23 protein-coding genes and 1 pseudogene are annotated in these 21,356 nt (G+C 71.9%); 6 read left to right on the top strand and 18 right to left on the bottom strand.

Annotated elements, in window-relative coordinates:
- Positions 1-403 precede the first annotated feature (403 nt).
- Entirely contained in the window at positions 404-532 is a 129-nt protein-coding gene (locus Nocox_RS43730; protein WP_020545831.1) for a hypothetical protein, read from the top strand.
- A 10-nt stretch (positions 533-542) separates the two neighbouring features.
- A complete protein-coding gene (locus Nocox_RS22440) occupies positions 543-1,202 on the top strand; it encodes a MerR family transcriptional regulator (protein WP_020545832.1) in 660 nt (219 codons plus the stop codon).
- A gap of 34 nt (positions 1,203-1,236) precedes the next feature.
- Here the strand turns inward: Nocox_RS22440 and Nocox_RS22435 are convergent, their stop codons facing one another.
- The 4 genes from Nocox_RS22435 to Nocox_RS22420 are packed head-to-tail and all read right to left on the bottom strand — an operon-like array spanning position 1,237 to position 5,028.
- Positions 1,237-2,298, bottom strand: a complete 1,062-nt coding sequence (locus tag Nocox_RS22435; RefSeq protein WP_020545833.1) for an SDR family oxidoreductase — start codon at positions 2,296-2,298, stop codon at positions 1,237-1,239.
- Positions 2,299-2,301: 3 nt separating this feature from the next.
- Positions 2,302-3,252: an alpha/beta hydrolase gene (locus Nocox_RS22430; protein ID WP_020545834.1), complete on the bottom strand. Its 951-nt coding sequence runs from the start codon at positions 3,250-3,252 to the stop codon at positions 2,302-2,304.
- A 9-nt stretch (positions 3,253-3,261) separates the two neighbouring features.
- Complete coding sequence (locus Nocox_RS22425) at positions 3,262-4,575, bottom strand: MFS transporter (RefSeq protein WP_020545835.1); 1,314 nt, start codon at positions 4,573-4,575, stop codon at positions 3,262-3,264.
- 24 nt (positions 4,576-4,599) lie between these two features.
- A complete protein-coding gene (locus tag Nocox_RS22420) occupies positions 4,600-5,028 on the bottom strand; it encodes a cupin domain-containing protein (protein WP_020545836.1) in 429 nt (142 codons plus the stop codon).
- Between the two features lie 124 nt (positions 5,029-5,152).
- Here Nocox_RS22420 and Nocox_RS22415 point away from each other — a divergent pair, with 124 nt between their 5' ends.
- Positions 5,153-6,049, top strand: a complete 897-nt coding sequence (locus tag Nocox_RS22415) for a LysR family transcriptional regulator (protein WP_020545837.1) — start codon at positions 5,153-5,155, stop codon at positions 6,047-6,049.
- Positions 6,050-6,123: 74 nt separating this feature from the next.
- Here the strand turns inward: Nocox_RS22415 and Nocox_RS43725 are convergent, their stop codons facing one another.
- The 3 genes and pseudogenes from Nocox_RS43725 to Nocox_RS22400 all read right to left on the bottom strand — a co-directional run bounded on the left by Nocox_RS43725 (position 6,124) and on the right by Nocox_RS22400 (position 7,601).
- Positions 6,124-6,429, bottom strand: a complete 306-nt coding sequence (locus Nocox_RS43725; protein WP_020545838.1) for a hypothetical protein — start codon at positions 6,427-6,429, stop codon at positions 6,124-6,126.
- Positions 6,430-6,491: 62 nt separating this feature from the next.
- Positions 6,492-6,629, bottom strand: a pseudogene (locus Nocox_RS44190) (hypothetical protein); the annotation flags it as partial.
- Positions 6,630-6,806: 177 nt separating this feature from the next.
- A complete protein-coding gene (locus Nocox_RS22400) occupies positions 6,807-7,601 on the bottom strand; it encodes a CPBP family glutamic-type intramembrane protease (protein WP_157383328.1) in 795 nt (264 codons plus the stop codon).
- On the opposite strand from Nocox_RS22400, the gene Nocox_RS22395 reads away from it, so the two are divergent.
- Both Nocox_RS22395 and Nocox_RS22390 read left to right on the top strand, forming a co-directional pair.
- On the top strand, positions 7,600-8,487 hold the full coding sequence (locus Nocox_RS22395) for a TetR/AcrR family transcriptional regulator (protein ID WP_157383329.1): 888 nt from the start codon (positions 7,600-7,602) through the stop codon (positions 8,485-8,487). The genes Nocox_RS22400 and Nocox_RS22395 overlap by 2 nt on opposite strands.
- An 82-nt stretch (positions 8,488-8,569) precedes the next feature.
- Positions 8,570-9,199, top strand: coding sequence for a hypothetical protein (locus Nocox_RS22390; protein ID WP_020545841.1), 630 nt, complete (start codon positions 8,570-8,572; stop codon positions 9,197-9,199).
- 171 nt (positions 9,200-9,370) lie between these two features.
- Here Nocox_RS22390 and Nocox_RS22385 read toward each other — a convergent pair whose 3' ends face one another.
- The 9 genes from Nocox_RS22385 to Nocox_RS22345 all read right to left on the bottom strand — a co-directional run bounded on the left by Nocox_RS22385 (position 9,371) and on the right by Nocox_RS22345 (position 17,210).
- Positions 9,371-11,170, bottom strand: coding sequence for an ABC transporter ATP-binding protein (locus Nocox_RS22385; RefSeq protein WP_020545842.1), 1,800 nt, complete (start codon positions 11,168-11,170; stop codon positions 9,371-9,373).
- Positions 11,167-11,652 (bottom strand): thioredoxin domain-containing protein, encoded by a 486-nt coding sequence (locus tag Nocox_RS22380; protein WP_020545843.1) that lies wholly within the window; start codon positions 11,650-11,652, stop codon positions 11,167-11,169. The genes Nocox_RS22385 and Nocox_RS22380 overlap by 4 nt, the downstream gene beginning before the upstream one ends.
- On the bottom strand, positions 11,652-12,149 hold the full coding sequence (locus Nocox_RS22375) for a MauE/DoxX family redox-associated membrane protein (protein ID WP_020545844.1): 498 nt from the start codon (positions 12,147-12,149) through the stop codon (positions 11,652-11,654). The genes Nocox_RS22380 and Nocox_RS22375 overlap by 1 nt, the downstream gene beginning before the upstream one ends.
- A gap of 70 nt (positions 12,150-12,219) precedes the next feature.
- Entirely contained in the window at positions 12,220-12,399 is a 180-nt protein-coding gene (locus Nocox_RS22370; RefSeq protein ID WP_157383330.1) for a hypothetical protein, read from the bottom strand.
- Between the two features lie 96 nt (positions 12,400-12,495).
- Positions 12,496-13,368 (bottom strand): ArsR/SmtB family transcription factor, encoded by an 873-nt coding sequence (locus Nocox_RS22365; protein WP_020545846.1) that lies wholly within the window; start codon positions 13,366-13,368, stop codon positions 12,496-12,498.
- Positions 13,369-13,523: 155 nt separating this feature from the next.
- Complete coding sequence (locus tag Nocox_RS22360; protein WP_020545847.1) at positions 13,524-13,715, bottom strand: hypothetical protein; 192 nt, start codon at positions 13,713-13,715, stop codon at positions 13,524-13,526.
- Positions 13,716-13,854: 139 nt separating this feature from the next.
- On the bottom strand, positions 13,855-14,688 hold the full coding sequence (locus Nocox_RS22355; protein ID WP_020545848.1) for a hypothetical protein: 834 nt from the start codon (positions 14,686-14,688) through the stop codon (positions 13,855-13,857).
- 344 nt (positions 14,689-15,032) lie between these two features.
- Entirely contained in the window at positions 15,033-15,992 is a 960-nt protein-coding gene (locus Nocox_RS22350) for an alpha/beta hydrolase (RefSeq protein WP_020545849.1), read from the bottom strand.
- Positions 15,993-16,094: 102 nt separating this feature from the next.
- Positions 16,095-17,210 (bottom strand): tyrosine-type recombinase/integrase, encoded by a 1,116-nt coding sequence (locus Nocox_RS22345; protein ID WP_020545850.1) that lies wholly within the window; start codon positions 17,208-17,210, stop codon positions 16,095-16,097.
- Between the two features lie 120 nt (positions 17,211-17,330).
- Between Nocox_RS22345 and Nocox_RS22340 the strand changes: the two genes are divergently transcribed.
- Positions 17,331-18,734 carry a coiled-coil domain-containing protein gene (locus tag Nocox_RS22340; protein WP_026214898.1) on the top strand — a complete coding sequence of 468 codons (1,404 nt, stop codon included), beginning with the start codon at positions 17,331-17,333 and terminating at the stop codon, positions 18,732-18,734.
- A 208-nt stretch (positions 18,735-18,942) separates the two neighbouring features.
- Here the strand turns inward: Nocox_RS22340 and Nocox_RS22335 are convergent, their stop codons facing one another.
- Together Nocox_RS22335 and Nocox_RS22330 are read right to left on the bottom strand one after the other, a co-directional pair.
- Entirely contained in the window at positions 18,943-19,950 is a 1,008-nt protein-coding gene (locus Nocox_RS22335; protein WP_020545851.1) for an aldo/keto reductase, read from the bottom strand.
- A gap of 219 nt (positions 19,951-20,169) precedes the next feature.
- Positions 20,170-21,351, bottom strand: coding sequence for an alpha/beta hydrolase family protein (locus Nocox_RS22330; protein WP_020545852.1), 1,182 nt, complete (start codon positions 21,349-21,351; stop codon positions 20,170-20,172).
- Between the last annotated feature and the right edge of the window lie 5 nt (positions 21,352-21,356).

Raw genomic sequence — 21,356 nt, 5'->3', positions numbered from 1 at the left:
CCCGGGCACGTGGAACCCGGCGCCCCCGCAGCGTCATGCGACGGCCCGCCCCAACCGCACCGGGGACATTACGGGCAAACTGCGGAGCCGCTCACACAGCACAGCCCACTGAAGAATCGAGGTCAATCATCTAGAGGGCCCAATGTTGAGACCGGTAGAACGGACAGCTGAAGCCTTGCCTGCCGGACTGACTCGGCTTCGGCTCGCCCCTTGTGCGAAGAAACGGGAACCGGCGTTAATCACGTTCGCGACGGTGAGCAAAAAGGGCTCTGCTGACCAGGGGAACGCGTTAACGTCGGGTCCAATCCAAATCTCTCTGGCCGCCGAGGCATGCGAGATACCGGTGACCAGCCCTATTAGCCCGTTCCGGCTTAATTGGTCTGTCCCCCCGGTGGGACTGCCGATGGGCGCCGGGTACGCCGCGGGCAACCGGCTGGCCGACACCTACCTGGCGGCGACCGGGCAGACGGCGGCGCAGGCCCTGCGTGCCGACAGCGCCGAGGTCATCGCCGCCACGCTCCGCCACAGGTGACACTCGAACGGTGGAGTGGACGATCCAGGAACTCGCGGCGCGGGCCGGCGTCACCAGCCGCACCCTGCGCCACTACGACCGCGTCGGGCTCCTGGCCCCGTCCCGGGTCGGCGCGAACGGCCACCGCCACTACGACGCCGCCGCGGTCGTCCGGCTCCAGCGGATCCTGCTCATGCGCCGGCTCGGCATGGGCCTGCCGGCCATCGCCGGCGTCCTTGCCGACGAGACGGACGTCCGCGACGGGCTCCGCGCCCACCTCGCCGCGCTGGAGGAGGAACGTGACCGCGTCGAACGGCAGATCCGGTCGGTGCGCCAGACCCTCGAGGCCCTGCGGGAGGGGGCCGAACCGCGGATGGACGTCCTGCTGGCCGGGTTCAACGACCGCTACCGGGACGAGGTGGTCTCACGCTGGGGCGAGCGGGCGTACCAGGTGAGCAACGACTCCACGTCCGAACACGCCCAGTCGCTGGCCGCCCGGCACGTCCGCTGGCTGAGCAGGATCCCGGGCACCCCCACGGCCGAGGGCGACCGGGAGCGCTCGATCGAGATGGTGGAGTGCCTGGGGGACATGTACGTGGACGACCCCCGCTTCGCCGGCATGTACGACGACGCGGCGGGGGCGAGGCTCGTCCGCGACGCCCTGCGGACGTACGCGCGGACCCGCATGTAGCTCGCGCGGTCACGCCGGTAGCCCGCGGCCCATCTCAGGGGATGATCCTGCGCTCACGCAGGTCCGCGAGGATGTCGAGGAACATCTGCTCGGTGTCGACGAACTCGTGGAAGCCGAAGCGGCGTGCCTTGGAGCCGTCGGCGATCACGTCGTAGTCCCAGGCGAAGACGGCGTCGCCGAACCGCCATGACGACACTTCCGCGTAGGAGTGCGGCTCCAGGCCGTGCTTCTGCGTCATCTCCCGCCAGAGCGGTTCCTTGTCGGCCATGACGACCTCGAGCGACATGGGCAGCGGGTCGGCCACGTCCAGGTCGAAGAAGCGGGCGATCTTCGGCCACATCTCGTTCCAGCGGAAGAGGTCGCCGTTGTTGATGTTGAACGCCTGGTTGGCGCAGCGCGGGTCCGTCGCGGCCCACACGGTGGCCTTGGCCAGCAGGCCCGCGTCGGTCATCTCCAGCAGCCTGTCGTAGGCGCCCGGCTTGCCCGGGAAACGCATGGGCAGGCCGAGTTCCTTGCAGATGGCCCCGTAGACGGCGATCACCATGGCCAGGTTCATCGGGTTGCCGAGTGCGAAGCCGCACACCACCGACGGGCGGAGGGCCGTCCAGGTCCAGCTCGCGCCCTGCTGTCGTCGTTCCAGGAACGCCTGCTGGTCGACGTTGAACTCCGGCGGCATGTGGTGGGGGTCGGACTCGCGGGCCGGTGTCTTGAAGGGCCCGAGGTGGGCTCCGTACACCTTGTAGCCCTGCATGAGGCTGACGTGGGTCAGGCCGGGCGCGACCGGCTCGATCGCGTCGACCACGTTGACCAGCATGGCCAGGTTGGGCGGCACGAGTTCGGCCCAGGTCGGCCGGTCCTGGTAGGCGGCGTAGAAGATGTGGGTGACCTCGGTCAGTTCTCCGAGCTTCTTGGCGCAGTCGTCGCGGTCGAGGAGGTCGACCGAGAGGTGGCGGACTCTGGAGGTGGCCTCCCCGCCGCGGCGTGAGAGCCCGATCACCTCCCAGTCGCCGAGGGCGTCGAGATGTTCGACCAGATTGCGGCCGATCACCCCCTGGGCGCCGACGACAAGGGCGACCTTCTGCTGAGCGGTGCTCATGATTTATTCCGTTTCATCGATCACGGCGCTGCCCGGGGCGGGCAGGCCTCGGTTCCTCCGGGCGAGGTACGCCCGGGTCTCGCGGCCGATCTCCTCGTAGAGCTCCGCGTTGTGGCCGGGAGCCGCTTCCCTGAGGTAGAAGGCATGGGTCTTCCCGGCGTAGCGGGTCAGCTTGACCGGTGTTCCCGCCGCCGCGAGGCGCTGGGCGTAGAGTTCGCCGTCGTCGCGGAGCGGGTCGTGTTCCGCGCTCACCACGAGCGCGGGCGGCAGGCCGCCGAGCTCGGCCCGCAGCGGTGACGCGTAGGGGTGGTCCCCGTCGTCCGGGTGCGCCAGGTACTGCTCCCAGTTCCACCGCATCGTGCGGCGTTCGAGCCCGTACCCCTCGGCGTACCTGTCGTAGGAGGAGGTGGCGCAGGCGGCGTCCGTGGCCGGGTAGATCAGCACCTGGAACCTGATGGCGGGCCCGCCGGTGTCACGTGCCCTCAGGCAGGTCGCGGCGGCCAGGTTGCCGCCGGCGCTGTCGCCGGACACCCCGATCCGGCCGGCGTCTATGTCCAGCTCGGCGGCGTGGGCGGCGATCCAGGACACGGCCGCGTGGCAGTCGTCCAGGGGCGCCGGGAACTTGTGCTCGGGGGCCTTGCGGTAGTCCACGGTGACGACCACGCACCCCGTGGCGTTCGCCAGCCGCCGGGACGGCGCGTCGTAGGTGTCCAGGTCGCCGCTCACCCAGCCGCCGCCGTGGAAGTGGACGAGGCAGGGAAAGGGCGGCTCGCCCGCGGGGTAGTGGAGGCGGGCGGCCGGCGCGGAGGCCGGGCCGGGAAGGTGAAGGTCCCGTACGCGGGCGACCGGGACGACCTCGCCGTGCAGGTCGGCGTAGGCGCGGGTGGCGGCGCGGACGGCGGCCACCGTCGGGCCGCCGGCGAGGAGAGCCCCCGCCTGCGGGTCTGCGGGCATCGTCGGTCCTCAGCGCTCTCGGGGCAGGAGGAGGCCGCCCACCGTGGTGGCGAGCCCGGACAGGCCCATCATCACCATCAGCGGCACCGGCGACCCTCCGTACGCGCCGACCGCGGCCAGCGTGGGAAGGGGCAGGAGGGCTCCGCCGACGAGCGCGCTCGCCGCGATCGCGACCGCGACCCCGAGGTAGCGCACCTCGACCGGGAACATCTGCGACATCATCGCGGGGACGACGCCTCCGAAGATGCCGTACGAGATCGCGCCGATCATCATGGCCAGCCACAGGGCGAGGGGCGCGGCGGTGCCGATCAGCAGGTAGGCGGGCACGGCCCAGCCGATCGTCATGAGCCCCGAGACGATCACGACCCGCCTGCGCCCCCACCCGTCGCCGTGGCGTCCGCTGAGGGCCACCACCGCGACGAGCACCGACGCGGTCAGCACCAGGCCGATCTGGACGTCGGTGGCCGACAGTCCCGGCTGGTACTTGTTGACGTAGGCGAGCAGGCTCGTCAGGAACGCGTAGCCGAAGGTCACCGGACCGATCCAGATCAGCACGCACACCACGAGCGGCCGGCGGGCCACCCTCAGCAGCGTCGCCAGACTCCCCGGGGCGCCGCGCTGCGCCTCGACCCTGGCCGACGCCGCGACGAACTCGGGAGTCTCCGCCAGCCGGGCGCGAAGGACCACGCCGAAGACCACGAGCACCCCGCTGAGCAGGAACGGGATCCGCCAGCCCCACGACAGCCACGTCTGTGTGCCGACCGCCATATTGACCGCGAGCATCGACGCGCCGGCCATGAGGATGCCGATCATGTTGCCGATCTGGGGCAGGGCTCCGTAGAAGGTCGCCAGGTTGCGCGGCGCGTGCTCGACGGCCACGACGACGGCGCCCGGGTACTCACCTCCCACGGCGAGCCCCTGCAGCAGGCGCAGGAGCACCAGGACGACGGGCGCGGCGACGCCGACGGCCGCGTACGTCGGCAGCATCCCGATGCCGACCGTGGCCACCCCCATGAGGACCAGGGAGGCGAGCAGGGTGGGCCGCCGGCCGTACCGGTCGCCCATGCGGCCGAACACGACCGCGCCGAGGGGCCTGACGAAGAACGCCACCGCGTGCCCCGAGAGCGCGGCCAGGGTGCCGAGCCACGGCTCGAAACCGGGGAAGAACAGCGGGCCGAACACGGTGGCCGCGATGAAGGAGTAGAGGATGAAGTCGTAGAGCTCGATCGCGTTGCCGATCATGGCCGCGAACCCGACCTGGCGGGGCGTCAGCGCCCTGCCCGATCGGGTGCGGCCCGGAGTGGCTGTGTCCTTGACCACCATGTCGCCGAACCTTTCCAAGGATCTTCAGACCAGCAGGGGCAGAGGTGGGTTGGCGCTGCGCACCTGCTCGACCGTCACGAACGCCAGCTCCGCGTGGCCGATGTTCTCCAGGTCGTGCAGCAGGTACTCGCCCGCGCCGAAGCGGTACTCGCGGGTCTCGCCGCGCTGGTAGGAGACCTCCCGGGTGGTCCCGTCGTGCGTGTGCTGCCGGCTGTGGCCGTCGGTCAGCGCGGTCCAGAGGTAGTCGAGCACGTGGCGGTGCATGGGCAGCCGCTCGCCGGGGGCGAGCCGGATCTGCCAGACCCGCACCTGGTCCGACTTGTGCAGCAGGAGCCCGCCGACGTGCCCGTTGTAGGCGTTGGCGGCCAGCTCGGCTCGCAACTCCGCGCTCCAGCCGGCGTAGTCCCTCGCCACGATCGTGCCCGCCAGAGGAAGGTCGTCGAGATATGCCACTGCCTGTCACCCCTAGGTGCTCGCTGCCGGCCGATGCCGGCGTGTTCTGCCTCTCGGACAGTTTTGGGGCTCGCGACATCATAAGTCCAACTCATAGCTTTGATGATCGCGATAGATTCTGTGCATGGTCAGCCTGCGGCAGCTCCAGTACGTCATCACCGTCGTCGAGCAGGGCTCCTTCACCCGCGCGGCGGAGATCCTGCACGTCACGCAGCCGGCTCTGTCGCATCAGGTGCAGGCGCTGGAGCGGGCGGTCGGCGCTGTCCTGCTCGAACGGTCACCACGCGGCGTCCACCTGACGCCGGCCGGGCGGGCCATGCTGCCCCACGCGAGAGCGGCCCTGGCGGAGACGGCCGACGTGGTGTCCGCCGTCCGGCGGGCGACCGGCCTGATCGCCGGGGAGCTGCGCCTGGCGACCGTCTACTCCGTCAGCCTCGGCCTGCTCCCCGAGGCGCTGCGGTTGTGGAGCCGCCACCATCCCGGGGTGGACATGCGGCTGTTCGAGCATCGGCATTCCGACGAACTCGCGCAGGCGATGGCGAGCGGGCAGGCCGACCTCGCCATCGGCCCGCGACGGGAGTCCTGGCCGGGGCCCGTACAGCCGCTCGGCGTCGAGGAGTTCGTCATCGCGGTCTCGCGGGACGACCCTCTGGCCGCCCGGCAGGCGACGGAGGTGGACCTGGCCGCGCTCTCCGGCCGCCGCTGGGTGCACTACGCGCCCGGCAACGGACTGGCGGAGGTTCTCGACCGCGCCTGTTCGAACGCCGGTTTCCAGCCGGAGATCGCGGTCCGCACCGAGCAGACGGCCTCCGCGCCCGTTCTGGCCGCCGCGGGCCTCGGGCCCGCCCTCATCCCGGCCAACATCGTGCCGCGATGGTACGAGGGCTACACGCTGCGGCCCGCGCCCCCGATCACCCGGGAGCTCACCGCGTACGCGCGCACCACCCTCGACTCCCTCAGCAACGCCTTCCTCACGATCCTGACCGCCGTCACCAGCGACAGGCTCCTCCGGCCGTCGTGACCCGACACCGTCCGCCCACCGGCCAAGCGGGCCGTCAGGCGGCCACGACAAGCCCGGCGAGGGCAGTCACCCGCTCACACGAGACCGCGCCGGCGGTCATAAGCACGGCGGAACGTGAGCCGCCCGCCGCCCGCGCGGAAGGACGCCGACCCGGTGACCCGGTCGCCGGAGGAGGTCATCCTCAACCCGTACGGGCGGCGCGGGTCGGGGCCGATCGACCGGTCGAGCAGCTCCATCAGCTCGCCGGCCAGCTCCGGCCGGTCGGACGACAGGTCCCTGCGCTCGCCGAGGTCGGTGTGCAGGTCGTACGGCTCGACCCGGCCCAGGTAGGCGAAGTTGCGGTCCAGCGCGGCGGTCGGGCGTTTGCCGGTCTCCTGCAACGGGTGGACGGGAAGTCCAGCGGGATGCCGCCGCCGTCGCGGACGCCGTCCCTGACCCGGTCGGCCAGGGCGAGGTGGTGCCGGTTGCAGGGCACGAGGTCGCTGCCCGTCTGGGCGATGCCGATGATCGGCCGGCCGGACTGCAGCTCCGCCGGAGTCAGGCCGAAGTTGAGATAGCGTTCGAGGTAGAGGGCGGTCATCTCCGGATTGCCGGCGTTGTCCCACCACGCCTGGCTGCGCAGGCCGCCCGTGACGCCTTCCTTCGCATGCATCAGCTCCCCCTCGCCGCGGCGACAGCCGAGTCGTACGGTCGCGGACGCTCGCGCTGACGGACCTACCCGCACCGCCTCGCCAGGTAAACGTCCAGGTCACGGCCGTCAGGAGCGCGCGCCCTCGGGGCTCCGCGCCCGGACGCGCCCGCCGGCGACGACGATCACGGCCATGCCCGCTGTCAGCACGGCCACCAGCGCCACGGGGAAGTGTGACCCGGCCACCGGGAACAGCTGCCACGACAGGTTGACCGACATGTGGAACAGGGTCATGGCCAGAACGCTCCCGCCCATGTGGCCGTACAGCCACGCCATGATCACGCGGATGGCTACGGTGCCCAGCGTCCACCAGGCGATCCAGGACACCGGCCGGCCCACCTGGAGCAACGCCGTCCAGTGCCAGACCGACCAGACCGCCCCCAGGATGAGGCCCGCCCCCAGCGAGCCCCAGCGGGCGCGTAAGGGCTCGGTGGCGTAGCCCGACCAGCCCAGCTCCTCGCACAGCGCGCCCGCGAACAGGGCCGCGGCCAGCAGCGCCGCCGAGGCCACGGAGACGCGGGCGTCCGGCAGGGTGGCGCCGGTCGTCCGCAGCAGCGCGTACGACAGGGCCACCAAGGCCGGATACAGCAGCAGCGCCGGCACGAACCACGCCTTCCTGCGGACCCGGCCGGCGTCGAAGGCCCGCCGGGCGAGCGCCCGCACCCCGGCCGTCCCGCTCGCGTGGAAGGTGAGGGCGAACGCGGCGACGGCCGGGCAGACGACGGCGAGCCCGGTCAACGGCACGCCCGGCACGATCTGCGCGCCGGCCACCCAGCCCGCGACCGCGAACGGGACGGTGAGCAGGAACACCAGCACGACGAACATCCAGACGTGCCGGACAGAACTTGAGATATCATGTCTCATGCCTCAAAGTTACCCGCCGGAGCCCGGCCCGTCGATGCCCGCCGGCCCCGCCCGTCGCCGCCGCCGGCTGACCGACGAGGAGACCGGGCGGCGGATGCTCGACACCGCCCTCGCCATGGTCCACCGCGACGGCCTGACGGTGGGGCTGGACCACCTCGGCTTCGAGGACGTCATCCGCGACGCCGGCGTGTCCAGGGCCGCCGTCTACCGCCGCTGGCCGTACAAGGACCTGTTCTTCGGCGACCTGCTGCGCGAGCTGGCCGGCGGCGCCGCTCCCGCGTCCGCGCCGGCCCTGGAGACCACCCGGGAGGTGCTGGGCTCGGTGCTGGCCGCCCGCGCCGGCGACCTGGCCACCCCGGAGGGCCGCCATGACGTGATCACCGAGCTCCTGCGGGTGACGGCGGTCAGCGACTTCGAGGCGGTGCACGGCTCCGCGGAGTGGCGCACCTACCTGGCCCTGCAGGCCACGTTCCTGAGCCTGTCCGAAGGCGCCCTGCGGGCCGACGTGCAGGCCGCGCTGGCCCGCTCCGAGCAGCGCTTCGTGGAGCGGGTGGCGCACGGCTGGGAGGCGGTCGCGACGGCGCTCGGCTACCGGCCGCGGCCGGGCACGGGCGGCGGCTTCCCACTGATCGCGACGCTGGCCTGCGCGGCGATGCGCGGCCTGGTGCTCATGGCGCTGCCCGAGCCCGGCCTGCTCGACCGGCGCGTGCCCGCCAACCCCACGGGGGCGAGCGCCGCCGCCGACTGGTCGCTGCTCGGCCTCGCCGCCGCCGGCCTCGCGGTCACCTACCTCGAACCCGACCCGGACGTCACCTGGGACGACGCGCGGCTCGCCGCCCTCACCGGCTCCGGGCTCACCCGGGCACGCACAGAACCCGGATCCTGACGGTCAAGCGCGGCACGGCGGCCGGTGATCGGGGGCGGTAATTCGGATGCGCCGCGGGCGCGGCCGGTGTTGCATGGCCCGAATGATCACTGATCCGCTGGAACGACTCCGCGACGCCGCCCGGCGTACCCGCGAGCTGGCCCGGGGCCGGGCCGCCACCGGCCTCGGCCACGAGGACGCCGACGACGACGTGGGCACGATCGGCACCGACGGCGCCCTCGGGTTCGACCCGTTCCCGCTGCTCGAAGCCGTCCACCGGCACGGCGTGCGGGTCGTGGTGATCGGGCAGGTCGCGGGCATCCTGCACGGATCCGCCGAGCTGACCGGCGACCTGGACCTGCTCTGGGACGGCGCCCCGGGCCACGCCCCCGCCCTGGCGGCCGCGTTCGCCTCCGTCGGGGCCCGGTTCGCCGACGAGGCCGGCACGCCGCTGGCCCCCCGCCCGGACTCCCTGCTCCGCCCCAAGGTGCGGTTCACCTCGCCGCAGGCCGGCGGCGACTGCTGCACCCCGGCGCTCCCCTGGGGAGACCTCGACGTCAGGGAGATCTTCGAGCGCGGCGCCGCGGCGGCCGGTCCGGGCGGCCTGAAGGTCCATTACGTCACCAGGGAGGACCTGAACCGGATGCGCCGCGCCCTCGGCCGCCCCAAGGACCTGCGCCGGGCGGCCGAACTGGACGCGACCGCCCCAGGCCGTGGTCGGGATCAGCGATGAGGGGCGTGGGCGAGGCCGCCGCCAGGTCGAGAGCGTGGAAGCCGCCCTGGAAGGCGCCGAAACGGCCGTAGCCCACCCACGTTCGGTCAAGATCAACTGATCTTGACATTCTCTCTTCTCGAACTGGGGTCGGCCATCCGCGACCGATACCGAACCGTGATCAGGCGGCCTTCAGCGGACCTCGACGGCGTAACCGCTGGCCTGGAGGGTGAACAGGCGGGCGTACTCCCCGCCTGAGGCCATGAGCGTGGCGTGGGTGCCCTGCTCGGCGACTCTGCCCTCGGCCAGCACCACGATGAGGTCGGCGTCCTTGACCGCGCTCAGCCGGTGGGAGATCAGCAGGCTGGTACGCCCGGCCCGATACTCGCGCAACCTCTGGTGGATGGCGTGCTCGGCCTCCGCGTCGAGCCCGGCGCTCGGCTCGTCCAGGATGAGCAGGTCACGTTCGCCCCTGATCAGCGCTCTGGCCAGGGCGAGCCGCTGCCACTGGCCGCCGGACAGCACGACGCCGGAGGCCTCGGCAGCGTCGAGGAAGCGTTTGCTCAGCAACGTGTCGTACCCGTACGGCAGGCGCTCCAGCGCCGTGTCCACACCCGCCAGCCGCGCCGCCGCCCTGACCTGCTCGGGCGAGGCCCCCAGCGCGCCGAGCGAGATGTTCTCGGCCGCCGTGAAGTCGTAGGCCACGTAGTCCTGGAAGACCGCGGTCAGCCGGGAGCGCAGTTCGGCGGGGTCGGCGTCACGCAGGTCCGTCCCGTCCCAGCGCACCGCCCCACGCGACGGGTCGTAGAACCGGCACAGCAGTTTGACCAGCGTCGACTTGCCGGCGCCGTTGAGCCCCACGAGCGCGACGCAGGCGCCGTACGGGATGGTGAGATCCACTCCGCGCAACACCCACGGCTGCTCCTCGCCGTAGCGGAACCAGACGTCCCGCAGGTCGATCCCCGAGCGGAGCGCGGGCAGCGGGCGGGGCGGGAGCCGTACGGGAAGGTCCGGGGCGGCGGAGACGACGGCGCGGTAGTGGCCGAAGACCAGCAGCGCCTGGTGCAGCCGGGCGAGCTGGGTGACCCCGCCGGACAACGCGCCCTGCACCCCGGCGACGGCGGCGGTGAAGACGGCCACGTCGCCCACGCCGAGACGGCCGCCGGCGATCCCCCAGATCAGTCCCGCGCCGCCGATCGCCGCGCCGAGCAGGGCCAGCAGCCCGTAGCCCGCCAGCGCCCGCCGTTCCAGGCCCTGCTCCTGGTGGTTGACCGCGCGGATCTCACCGAGGAGACGGTCGCGCAGGAACCCGCCGAGCCCGAACAGCCGCACCTCCTTGGCCGGCTCGACCTCGGTGAGCAGATCGGCGTAGAAGATCTGGCGGCGCATCGCCGGGCTGAGCTCCCAGCCGAGACGCACCTTGCTCCTGCTCAGCGACAGATGCACCCCCAGCGACGGCAGCGCGGACAGCAGGACGATCGCGGTCATGGCCGGGCTCAGCGCCATGAGCGCGGCGACGAACCCGGCCAGCGTGACCAGCCCGCGCACCAGCGCCAGGCTGGGAGACAGGATCTGGCCGGCCGCGCCCGTCCCCGCCTGCTCGGCCAGTCTGAGCCGGTCGCGGAAGCGGGGGTTCTCGAACGGGCCGAGGCCGACGAAGGCGTTGACCGAGGTGAACAGGCGCTCGCGGGTCAGCAGGTCCATGCCGCGGCGCAGCCGCCCGTCGGTGTATTCGGTCAGGTGCGGCAGCAGCGCGGCGACCAGCCCCACCACACCGAGCATGATCGTGGGCATCAGCACGGCACGGCCGCCCGCCAGACCGTCCAGGATCAGCTTCGTGCACCAGGCGGCGGCCACCGGCATCGTGCCACCGGCGACCACGGCGACCGCCGAGCAGACGGTGGCGAGCGGGGCGGCCTGCCAGGCCAGCCCCCACACCGTCACGGCCCTCCCGGCCAGCCGCGGCACGCCGGGCGAGACGTCGTCGGTCATGCGGTGACGGGGGCGCCCAGCCCGGCCACGGTGACCGCGCGCGACCTGACCCGGCCGGAGTCGTCGAGCAGGTAGAAGGCGGGGAAGGCGGCGTTGGGGAAGGCCAGGCAGACCGGCCCGTTGGCGGGCTCGGTGATCACGGTGGCGCTGCCGCGCAGCGTGTCCGCGTAGCCCTCCCCGTTGGGGCCGGACACGACGGCGAGCACCTGCGAGGGCGAGTAGCCCGCGTCGGCGACGAGCTGGAGGAACGGCGGCAGTTGCCCGGGGCAGGCGTGGCACTCGGTGTCGAAGAAGCCGATCACCAGGGGCCGCCCGATCCCGCGGATGTCGGGGACGGTCGAGCCCAGCGGCAGCAGCGGCGGCCCCGCGGGAGCGGCGTGCTGCTCGGTGTGGCGCATCCGGCGGATCACCGCGAGCGTCAGCACCAGGTTGAGCGCGCTCACGACGCCCACGATGACCAGGGCTGCGATGACGTACGGCATCAGAGGTTCCTCTCCAGGAGAAGGTCGGCGAGGTCGTCGAAGAGCACGAGCACGGCGGCGAGCACCGCGGCGGCGACCAGCGCCAGCGCCACCCCGGCGAGTTCGACGCTCCCGCCCGGCGTCGCCCAGCCGATGACCGCGACCGCGACCAGCAGCAGGTTGCGCACGACGTGGGCGCGGCCCAGCGGAGCGGCGGTGACGCCGAAGCACCGGCAGGTGGCGGCGGAGCCGCGGCGCAGGGCCTGCAGGATCGCGGCGGCGAAAGCCGCCGTCATCACGGCGGCCAGTACGAATCCGGCACGCTCGCCGAGGACGAGCAGCGCCACGGCGGCGCTCTCGGCGGCCAGTACGGCCACCGCGACCGGCGCGGCGGGCAGGCCGGGAGCCAGGCCGGGGACGGAGGAGACGAAGGCGCGCCAGCCGGTGGCCTTGCCCGCCAGCGCGGCCAGGAAGACGAAGCAGAGTACGGCCCTGCAGCCCAGCTCTATGTACGGCATGGGGCTCCTTCACAGGTGGGTCCGCCCACGACCCCCTGCGGAGGGGCCGTGGGCGGGGTGTGGAGGATGGTCAGCAGCACTCGTAGCAGGACACGTAGGTCGAGCAGTCCGACCGCGTGCAGGTCCACGCGCTGTGGTCGAGCCAGCGGTGGCACCAGCACTCGCGGGGGCAGCCCGCGGCGTCCGCGGTGGTGGCGGGCAGGAGGGCGCCGAGCATCCGGTCGCCCAATGCCTTCAGTGTGCGAGTCATCCGACCTCCTGGTGGAGAGGGGCTGTTTCGGCCTGATCATCACCACGGGGTCAGGGGAGGGGCAATCCTTTCGGACCGCCACCGAAATGCGACAAATCAGGCACTGTTCTTGAGGAGTTCGTGCCCCAGCGCGGTGAGCACGTGCCGCACCGCCCGGCCCTCGCGGTAGGTGTCCACGAGCCCCGCCAGCCGCAACGCCGTCACGTGCTCGGACACCGTGGAGGCACTCACCGCCAGCGACCTGGCCAGCTCGCCGGTCGCCGATCCGCCGCCGATCGAGCGCAGCACCCTGGCGCGAGCCTGCCCGAGGACCTGGGCCAGGGCGTCCACCGGCACGGGGCGCCGGACGCCCTCGTCGCTGACCGGATAGGCGATGACCGCCCTGTGGTCGCCGCAGGGCGGCGCCAGCGCGAGGAAGCGCCGGCTGGCGCACATCAGCGGCGAGAACGCCACGCCGCCGTCACCGAGCTCCATCGGCGACGGGCTCATGCCCGAGGTGTCGATCTGCAGGGCGCAGCCGTACCAGCTCAGCCTGGGGGTGAGCCTGGGCAGTGTGCGGCCGAAACCCCGCACGCAGATCAGCTCGGAGAAGCGGTTGACGTGCGCGCTCAGGCGGCGGCGTATCGCGTCCCACTCCGGGGCCACGCAGCTCACGTAGAAGGCGCGTAGCGCGTCGGCGACGTCGCCGAAACCGGGCTGGACGTCGAGCTCGTCGCTGAGCGTGTCCACCTCGGGCGGCAGCGGCAGATCGGCCCAGAGGAAGCCGGACAGGCTGTGCGGCGCGTGGTGGACGCGTCGCACGAACGGCATGGCCCGGGCGGGCGTCCGGCACGCCAGGTCCCGCCACGGCGATCCGGGCGCCGCGAAGCCGGGATGATGCAGGCACAGGGCGGCGAACAGGGTGTGGTGCAGGGGGGAGATGGTGAAGGTCGTCGCGGCCAGTCCTGCGGCAGAAAAGACCAGACGCATGCCCCAGCCCCCGTCAGGAAATGTCCGGACATAGTGAGTATGCGACTATTAAGACGTGCTAACAAGGGCACGTAACACGACGCCCGAAACCCGGTCAGCCGGCACCAATCCCCACCATCCCGGGTCTGCGCCCGGCGACGAACACGGTGACCCGGCTAGTCGGCGGAGCGCAGGAGCATCGCCTCCACCTCGGGACCCGCATCGGCCGTGCAGACGTACGTGGGTATTCCGGTCGCCGGATCGACGTAGTACAGGGTCGCGCGCTTGCCGCATCTTGAGCACCGGGAGTCAAGCCCGCCACCGAGCTCGGCCAGGCCGACCTTGATCTCTGGGATCACAAAAGCCATGCGGAAAGCGTAGATTCGGCATGGTCGAGACATCCGTGGTGGCAGCGCGTCTTGCGCATTCCATGCCCGTAGCTTTTTCGACACGGGAGGTGACGGGTTCGCCACCGCCGACGCCTCGAACTCGGCCGGCGAGTCGAAGTCATGGAATGTGCGAGCCGGGACCGGTGCGCTCGCCGGTGGATCTGACCTTGTCGCCGGAGTACCTGCAGGCATGGCGTCTTGTACGGCGCGCTCCACCGCGGCCGGATCGACGTGGCGCAGCTCCGTGAGGTGCTGGCCGGGCTGCCGCTGCCGTCACGGGTGCGGTGCTCCACTCGCTCACCTCATCGCCCCTGTCGACGCGCAGCAGCCGCGCCTGCATGACGTCCGTCAACTGGTCGGCGCCGGGCAGGAACTCCGGGCCGTTGATGAAGTGCATGACGGCTCCGACGACGTCCTGTCTGTCGTCCTCGTCGAGGTCCTCGGCGTCGAACGGCCTCCAGCCCGTCGCGGTGGCCGCCGCGAGAAGGCGAGCCGGGTCGTGGACGTGCACCTCCAGCAGGCTGATCGTGCGTACGACCGGCCCTGGGAAGGCGTCGAGGCGGGCGTCGTGCGGCGTGCGGCTCGCAAGGTCGTCACCGAGGCCGGCCGAGTCGCGGCGGCCCCGCCGCAGGGACTCCCACGTGGCGGCGAGTTCGGGGGTGTCGGCCCAGGTCCCGTTCACGACATCGGCCAGCGCACGGCGGAAGGAGGCGGCGGGTGCGTCGGGCAGAGCCGCTGCGATCCGCTCCGACTCAGCGCGGGTGGCGGGGCCCAGGCCGTTCTCCAGCACCGAGGAGAGAAGGTAGGCGGCGTGCTGAGCGAGGGCGGGATCGGTGCAGGTCAGTACGGCATGCAGGGTCGCGGGCTGGCCGGAGCGCTCGACGAGGGCGTGCACCCTGCTCTTGGCGCGGGTGTGCTCGCAGTGGAAGGCGCGAGGGACGGCAGAGGTCATGATCGGGTTCTCCATCAACGTGAGGTACGTGGAAAACCGCTGGTGGGCGAGGTACGACCATGCCCCCTGACGGAAAAGTCCTGCCCGCTGGTGCTGCTGGTGCGGCCAGCTGCCCGGTTCGGTGTTCGCATCGTACCGCTTGGGTGTTGTTTCGAGTGACTACGCGTTGACTGGACCACCCGGGGTCGAATCGGTCGCGAGGGCGGGCTCGTGCGGGTGAGCGCGTCGCTCAAACGAGTCGAACCACATGACCTCGCAACGGGGAGTTGAGCAGGTCGACCACCCCATGGTGTTGTTCGTTGTCCTCCAGACGAGCGCAACGGTCCGGTGGATGAAGAACAAGGTCAGAGGTTGTCGAGGAACTCCTGGAGGAGGCGGTTGACGTCGTCGGGGCGTTCCTGCTGGATCCAGTGGCCGCAGTCCAGGAGATGGCTGCCGGTCAGATTCGGGAGAGTATGGGGGTAGGCGTCGATGGCGTCGGACAGCCACATGGTGGACGCGTCCCGCTTCCCACCGACGAACAGGGACGGCTGCTTGATCGGGGCCCCGGCGTAGGGAGCCAGGTCTTCCCAGTCGCGGTCCATGTTGCGGTACCGGTTGAGCGCTCCGGTGAGACCGGTCCGCTCGAACTCCGCGGCGTAGAAATCGAGATCCTCCTCCGTCAGCCAGGACGGCAGGGCCCCCGTAGGGAACCGCTCGCGCAGGGTGCCGCCCTCGCGGGTGGCGAAATGCGGGTCGGGAGCGTCGGGTCCGGCCATGGTGTCGCCGGACAGAGCGCGGTAGAACCCGGTGAGCCAGCCCCTCACGTCCGGCTCGATCTCGGACTCGGCCCGGCCGGGCTTCTGGAAGTAGGAGACGTAGAACTCCTCCTCCCCGCCCATCCGGGCGAACGCCTCGCTCGGCCGGGGACCGCCCGGCGGCACGTACGGCACGCTCAAGATGCCGACCGCACGGAACGTTTCCGGTGCGAGCAGCGCGGAGTGCGCGGCGATCGTCGCCCCCCAGTCGTGGCCGATGATCACCGCCGAGGACTCGCCGAGCGCCCGCACCACCGCAACGTTGTCGGCGACCAGGTCGAGCATCCGGTACGCGGCAGGGTCCCGCGGCTTGGACGAGCGCCCGTAGCCCCGCACGTCGAGAGCGACGGCCCGGTAGCCCGCCTGCGCCAGCGCAGGCATCTGCCGCCGCCAGGAGTACCACGACTCGGGGAACCCGTGGACCAGCAGCACCAGCGGCCCGCTGCCCTGCTCCGCCAGGTGAACGCGCCCCGCGCCCGCTTCCAAGATCCGATGCTCGACCGTCATCGAGCCCCTCCTCGACCTGCACTTTCTTGATCACGCCGACCATAGGTGCGCGGCTTCCCGGCGGCCAAGATTCGTTGCCATGTCGGCAAACGCGCGTCCTGGTCAGGATGCGGTGCCGGGCGGCTGATCTGCGGTTTTGTCGGGTAGAAGGGGCGCGACGGTGGGGACGCGGAGTCGTTCGACGGCGTCTCGGGCTTCTTCGTCGGGGCGTACGTCGTAGCCGAGGGTGGTGCTGGGGCTGGCGTGGCCGGCCAGGCGGGCGGTCATGATCGCGTCGGCCTGCGGCAGCAGGTTGGAGATGAAGGTGCGGCGCAGGTCGTGCGGCCGTACCGGCGTGGTGGCGGCCTGCTCGGTGCGTTTGGCGAGGATGTCGCGTACGGCCTGGGGGTTCATCTGCCAGGGGCGGCCGTCGGGGGCGGTGCGTACGGTGCCGCCGCGGGTCAGGCGCGGGAACAGCGGGCCGCGGTGAGTGCCACGGCGGGCGAGCCACGCCTCCAGGCGGCGGGCGGCGAAGGTGTTGACCGGGATGCGGCGTTGTTTGTCGCCCTTGCCGATGACGGTGAGCAGGCGCCGGGCCCGGTCGTAGTCGGCGTACTGCAGGGCGACGAGTTCGGCGCGGCGCAGGCCGCAGGCGTCCAGCACGGCGATGATGGCCGCGTCGCGCAGCCCGGCGCCGGTGACGGCGCCGGCGGATGAGCGGTCGGCGTCGCAGGCGGCGATGAGGGCGCCGATGACGGTGTCGGGGACGTGCTGGCCGGCCGGTTCGCGGTGGCCGGCGAACGGCGCCAGGGCGACGGCCCGCTGGTGGTCGTCGGTGCTGAGCAGGCCGAGCTTCCACGCCTCCTTGAGCACGCCGCGCAACGCGGCCAGGTGCTTGTTCCGGTAGGCGGGGGACCAGTCCATCTGGTCGATCTGCTCGCGGATCCAGGCGGTGTGCTCGTAGCGCAGGTGGTGCCAGGGCTGGCCCTGGCCGGTGACGGTGGCGTCGTCGAGCCGGTCGCCGGTCAGCATGCGGGTGATGTGGTCCAGGCAGATCTGCATGGCGCGGCGGGAGTCGGCGCTGCCGAGGCGCCCCAGGTAGAGCAGGTACGGGTCGCGGGCGGGCGCGACCGCCGCGGCGGTGGCCGGCACCAGTCCGGCGGCGGAGGCGGGGAAGGCGGTTGCGGGGAGCGGGCGGGATCCCGGCCCCAGGGCCGGCTCGGACTCGGGCTCGATCACGGATCCACCCTAGCAGAGATGATCTTTGAGAACTCCACTTCTCAGTGATCATCAATAAAACGCACATGCGATATGTGAATCGGCAAATCTTCTAGCATGTGCTGATGCTAAATTACCTTCGTGGAGGAGATCAGCTTCGACCCCAGCGAACCGAGCGGCACGACCCCGGGCCAGGACGACGCCGGCGCCTTGCCCGTTCCGCCGCCGACCTCGCCTGCCGGATCCGCCGCCGGACGGGAAGAGGTGTCGCCACCGCCGGCAAGCCCGAGCGGGGAGGAGCCGCCCCGCGGCGGCCGGGGACACACCCGCGAGTGTCCGGCCCTGGCCACCGACGACGTCCTGCGCCAATGCGCCCGGCCCGGCTGCGGCCGCGCCAAGCCCGAGCGCGAGCCCGGCAAGGGCGGCCGCCCCAGCAAGTACTGCTGCAAGCTGTGCGGCAACGAGGCCAGCCGCGCCGCCGACAGCGCTCCCGCCGCGGTGGCCACGCACACCGCGGTCAGCGCCTTCACCGCCGAGGCCGTTCAGATCCGCGCCGCTCTGCACCAGCGCGACGCCCAGCTGGCCGCCGAACGCGAGGACCTGCACCGCCTCGACGAGCGTCTGGAGCAGGTGTGGCAGGCAGTCGCCGCCCAGCTGGCCCAGGCCGAGGCGCGCGTGCAGCAGGCCGAAGCCGACGCCGAGCAGGCCCGCACCGCGATGCGCGCCGCCCACGCCGGCCGCCAGACGGCCGAGCAGGAACGCGACGCGGCGCTGAACGCCCAGCAGGAAGCCCTCCACGCCCAGCGCGTGGCCGAGGACCACCGCGACCGCATCCACATCGAGGCCCGCACCCATACCGAACGCCTCGGCGTCCAGATCGGCAACCTCACCACCCGGCTGAACGACGAGCAGCTCGTGACCACCCGCCAGGCCGAGCAGCTCAACCGCCTGGCCGCGGACCTGTCGCGCGCCGAGGCCCTGGCCGAGGAACGCGCCGAGGCCCTGGCCGAACGCGACCGTCAGCTGCACCAGGCCAATGCCGACGTCCGCCGCCTGAACGACAACCTGGAACAGACCGGCGCGCACCTCGCCACCACCCGCCAGCAACTCCAGCAGGCCGGCAGCGCCGCCGAGCAGGCCCGCGCAGAAACCCGCGCGGCACGCGACACCCTAGCCGAGGCCCAGCGCCGCTTCGAGGAGGAACGCGACCGCCTACGGGCCCAGCACGACCAAGCCCGCCTGGACCGGGCCACCGCCGAAACCCGCCTGGAGATGACCGAACGCGAACTGCAGACCCTACGCCGTCAGCTCGCCGCCGCCCAAGCGACCACCGGCCTGATCGTGCCGCCGCTGGCCGACGTCGACGGTCAACCCGGGGTGCGGCTGCCCGGCTGCGCCTTCCACGCCGTCACCCTGCACGACGGCATCGTGATGCTGCACCACAACGACAGTGCCATCGCCCTCGCCGACGCCCAGCAGTCGCCGACACAGGCCCGGACCCTGAGTGCCGCCCTCCAGGCCGTCACCGCCGCAGCCCCCGACTGAGGGCGCGACAACGCCGCGTCTGTCATCGCGGGACCTGTGAGCAGCGCCCGCACGGGGCGGTGAACCCGCCGATGCCGGGCATCGGCGCGGTGACCGGCGTGCCGCCCGCCAGAGGGACTGGGCGCCGTAGCTGATCTCGGCCCGGCGGTTCTTCCCCCGGCCCTTGGACGGGCCATCCTTGACCCCGCCGCCTCGGGGCCATGCCGCGTCAGGCGTCGGCCGCGTCGAGCCGGCTGAGCTGCTCGTCCGTGAGTTTGACGTCGAGCGCCGGGAGCGCGGCCTCGTACTGCTGGAGGGTTCGGGGCCCGATCAGCGGCACGATCGCCGGCGAGCTCTGGTACATCAGCCACGCCAGGACCAGCGCGTTCGGGGTGACGCCGACCTCCGCGGCCACCTCGGCGACCACCGCGAGCCGGGCCTCGGAGTCCGGGCCCTGGTAAGGGTCCATCGCCCCGTGGCCCCGCCGCTTGCCCGGGTCGTCGTAGATGCCCTTGAGGATGGGGGAGTACGCGACCAGGGTCAGGTCGTCGTGCGTCTCCAGGTAGTCGAGCTGCTCGTCGTCCACGATGGACGCGTGCCGTAGCCCGGCCCGGCGCCGCAGGTAGGAGTGCTGCTGCTGGAGCGCGACCGGCGCCGGCCACCCGTGCTGGGCGCACAACTGCCGGATGCGCTCCAGCCGCCACGTCCGTACGTTGGACCAGCCGATGTAGCGGGCCTTGCCGGCTTGGACGATGCCGGCGAGCGCCTCCAGCGTCTCCTCCAGGGGCGTGGCCCGGTCGTCGACGTGCACATAGTAGAGATCTACGTGATCGGTGCCGAGCCTGCGCAGGCTGCCGTCGATCGCCTCGCGCAACGTCTTCGCCCCGGCCCCGACGAAGGTGCGGTAGGCGACGTCCCAGTCCGGACGGCCGCCGGCCCAGACCGCGTCCAGGTCCCGTACGACCGCGCTGCCCTTGGTGGCCAGGAACATCTGGTCGCGCCGGCCGGACCTCGCCAGCCAGCGGCCGATCAGCTCCTCGCTCTCTCCTCCGTGACTGCCCCGGCGCTCCCACCAGGCGTAGCAGTCGGCGGTGTCCAGGAAGGTGCCGCCGGCCTCCGCGTACCGGTCCAGCATCGTGACGGCTTCGTCCTCCGGCGTGACGGTGCCCATGATCATGCAGCCCAGGGCGAGCTGGCTGACCTGTTCGCCGGTACGGCCGAGTTGTACGGTCCTCACGCGAGTTCTCCTGTCGTCGATCCCCGGTGGGACCGAGGCTAGGAATTGGAGCGCGCTCCAGGTCAAGGCGATATGCGGGGACCGTCGGGAACAAGGCGGCGATCGTGAAGGTCGAGTCGGCGCCGGCAGGCTGGTCGCAGGCCGTCCCGGGATGCGACGTCTTCTGCGCGGAGGGCAGTGCGCTGCGGGCCCTGGGCGGCGATTCGAGCAGGATCATCGTCACGCAGGCTTATGTCGTCGAGCGCGCCAACGGGGTTCTGGCGGGGAGGTGCAGAACTTGACCTCGGGGTAGCGGGATGACGGCCCCTCCATGAGGGATTGCGGCTGCGACTTCAGGTGCCGGTCGAGGAAGGCCGCCACGTAGGTGCGGGTGAGCTCGGCAGCGCGGGCCGCGGGCAGGGTACCGGGCAGGGGCTTGATGGCGAGGGCGTCCGCCAGCAGCGGGCTGTCGGTGAAGGACGTGTGTTCGGTGCCCGTCAGGACGATCCAGCGCTTCCATCCTGTCAGCAGGTTCCAGTCGCGGTCCCAGGAGTTGTCGGGGCCGCTGGGGACATGCTGCTTCGTCCCCATGAACAGGAACGGCCGAGACAACCCGCTCTTCGGGATGCGGGCGTAGGTGGTGCCGTCCATGTCGATCCCGGCGCGTATCCGGGGCTCCTTCACCATGGCCGCCAGGGCGGTGGCCCCGCCGAGCGACTGGCCCGCCATCGCGATTCTGGAGCGGTCGATCAGGCTGGAGTCGTCCCACTTCGATGGCAGCTGGTCGAGGACGAAGGAGACGTCGGCCACCCGGCCCTGGACCGTCCCTGTGCCGAAGCCGGGGTCGGTGTCGCTGTCGCAGGCGAGGCATTCCGCGACCCGCCCGTCCGGGAAGGTGGTGGCGTAGCTCTCGTAGGTGTGGTCGATCCCCGCCACGACGTACCCCCGGCTGGCCAGGTCCTCGGCCAGGGACGTCAGTGTGCTCATCGGCTTGGTGAAGCCGGGGGAGACTACCACCAGCGGCAGCTTCTTCCCTGCGGGTTCGGCGTTGAGGATGGCGTTGGTGCGGGTCTTGCTCAGCGTGTCGTACGGCGCGCTCGCGATCCCGGTGCCCTTGAGCAGGAGTTCCGATTCCTTGGGTGTCATGTACGGCGCGTGCTGCCCGTCGCGCTGCTCGGTCGGATACCACAGGGTGACCTTGAGCTCTCTGGCATCGGCGTCGAGATTCCAGGGGTCGGGGCGGGAGATGTCCTTCAGGTACAGGGCTATGGTGCCGACAGGGTGGGGGCCGGTGGGGGCGGGCAGGGTGGCGGGGCCGGCTGGCGTGACCGGCGGGGCGTCGGATCGGGGCGGTGCGGGTGCGGAGCAGGCGGACGCGGCCAGGACGGCCAGTCCCGCGGTGACGGCCAGGATCTGTCTCATGGAGA

Source organism: Nonomuraea coxensis DSM 45129, assembly GCF_019397265.1.
Taxonomy (GTDB): Bacteria; Actinomycetota; Actinomycetes; order Streptosporangiales; family Streptosporangiaceae; genus Nonomuraea; species Nonomuraea coxensis.
The sequence above is the reverse complement of the archived record's forward strand: the minus strand, read 5'-3'. Positions and strand labels throughout refer to the sequence as shown.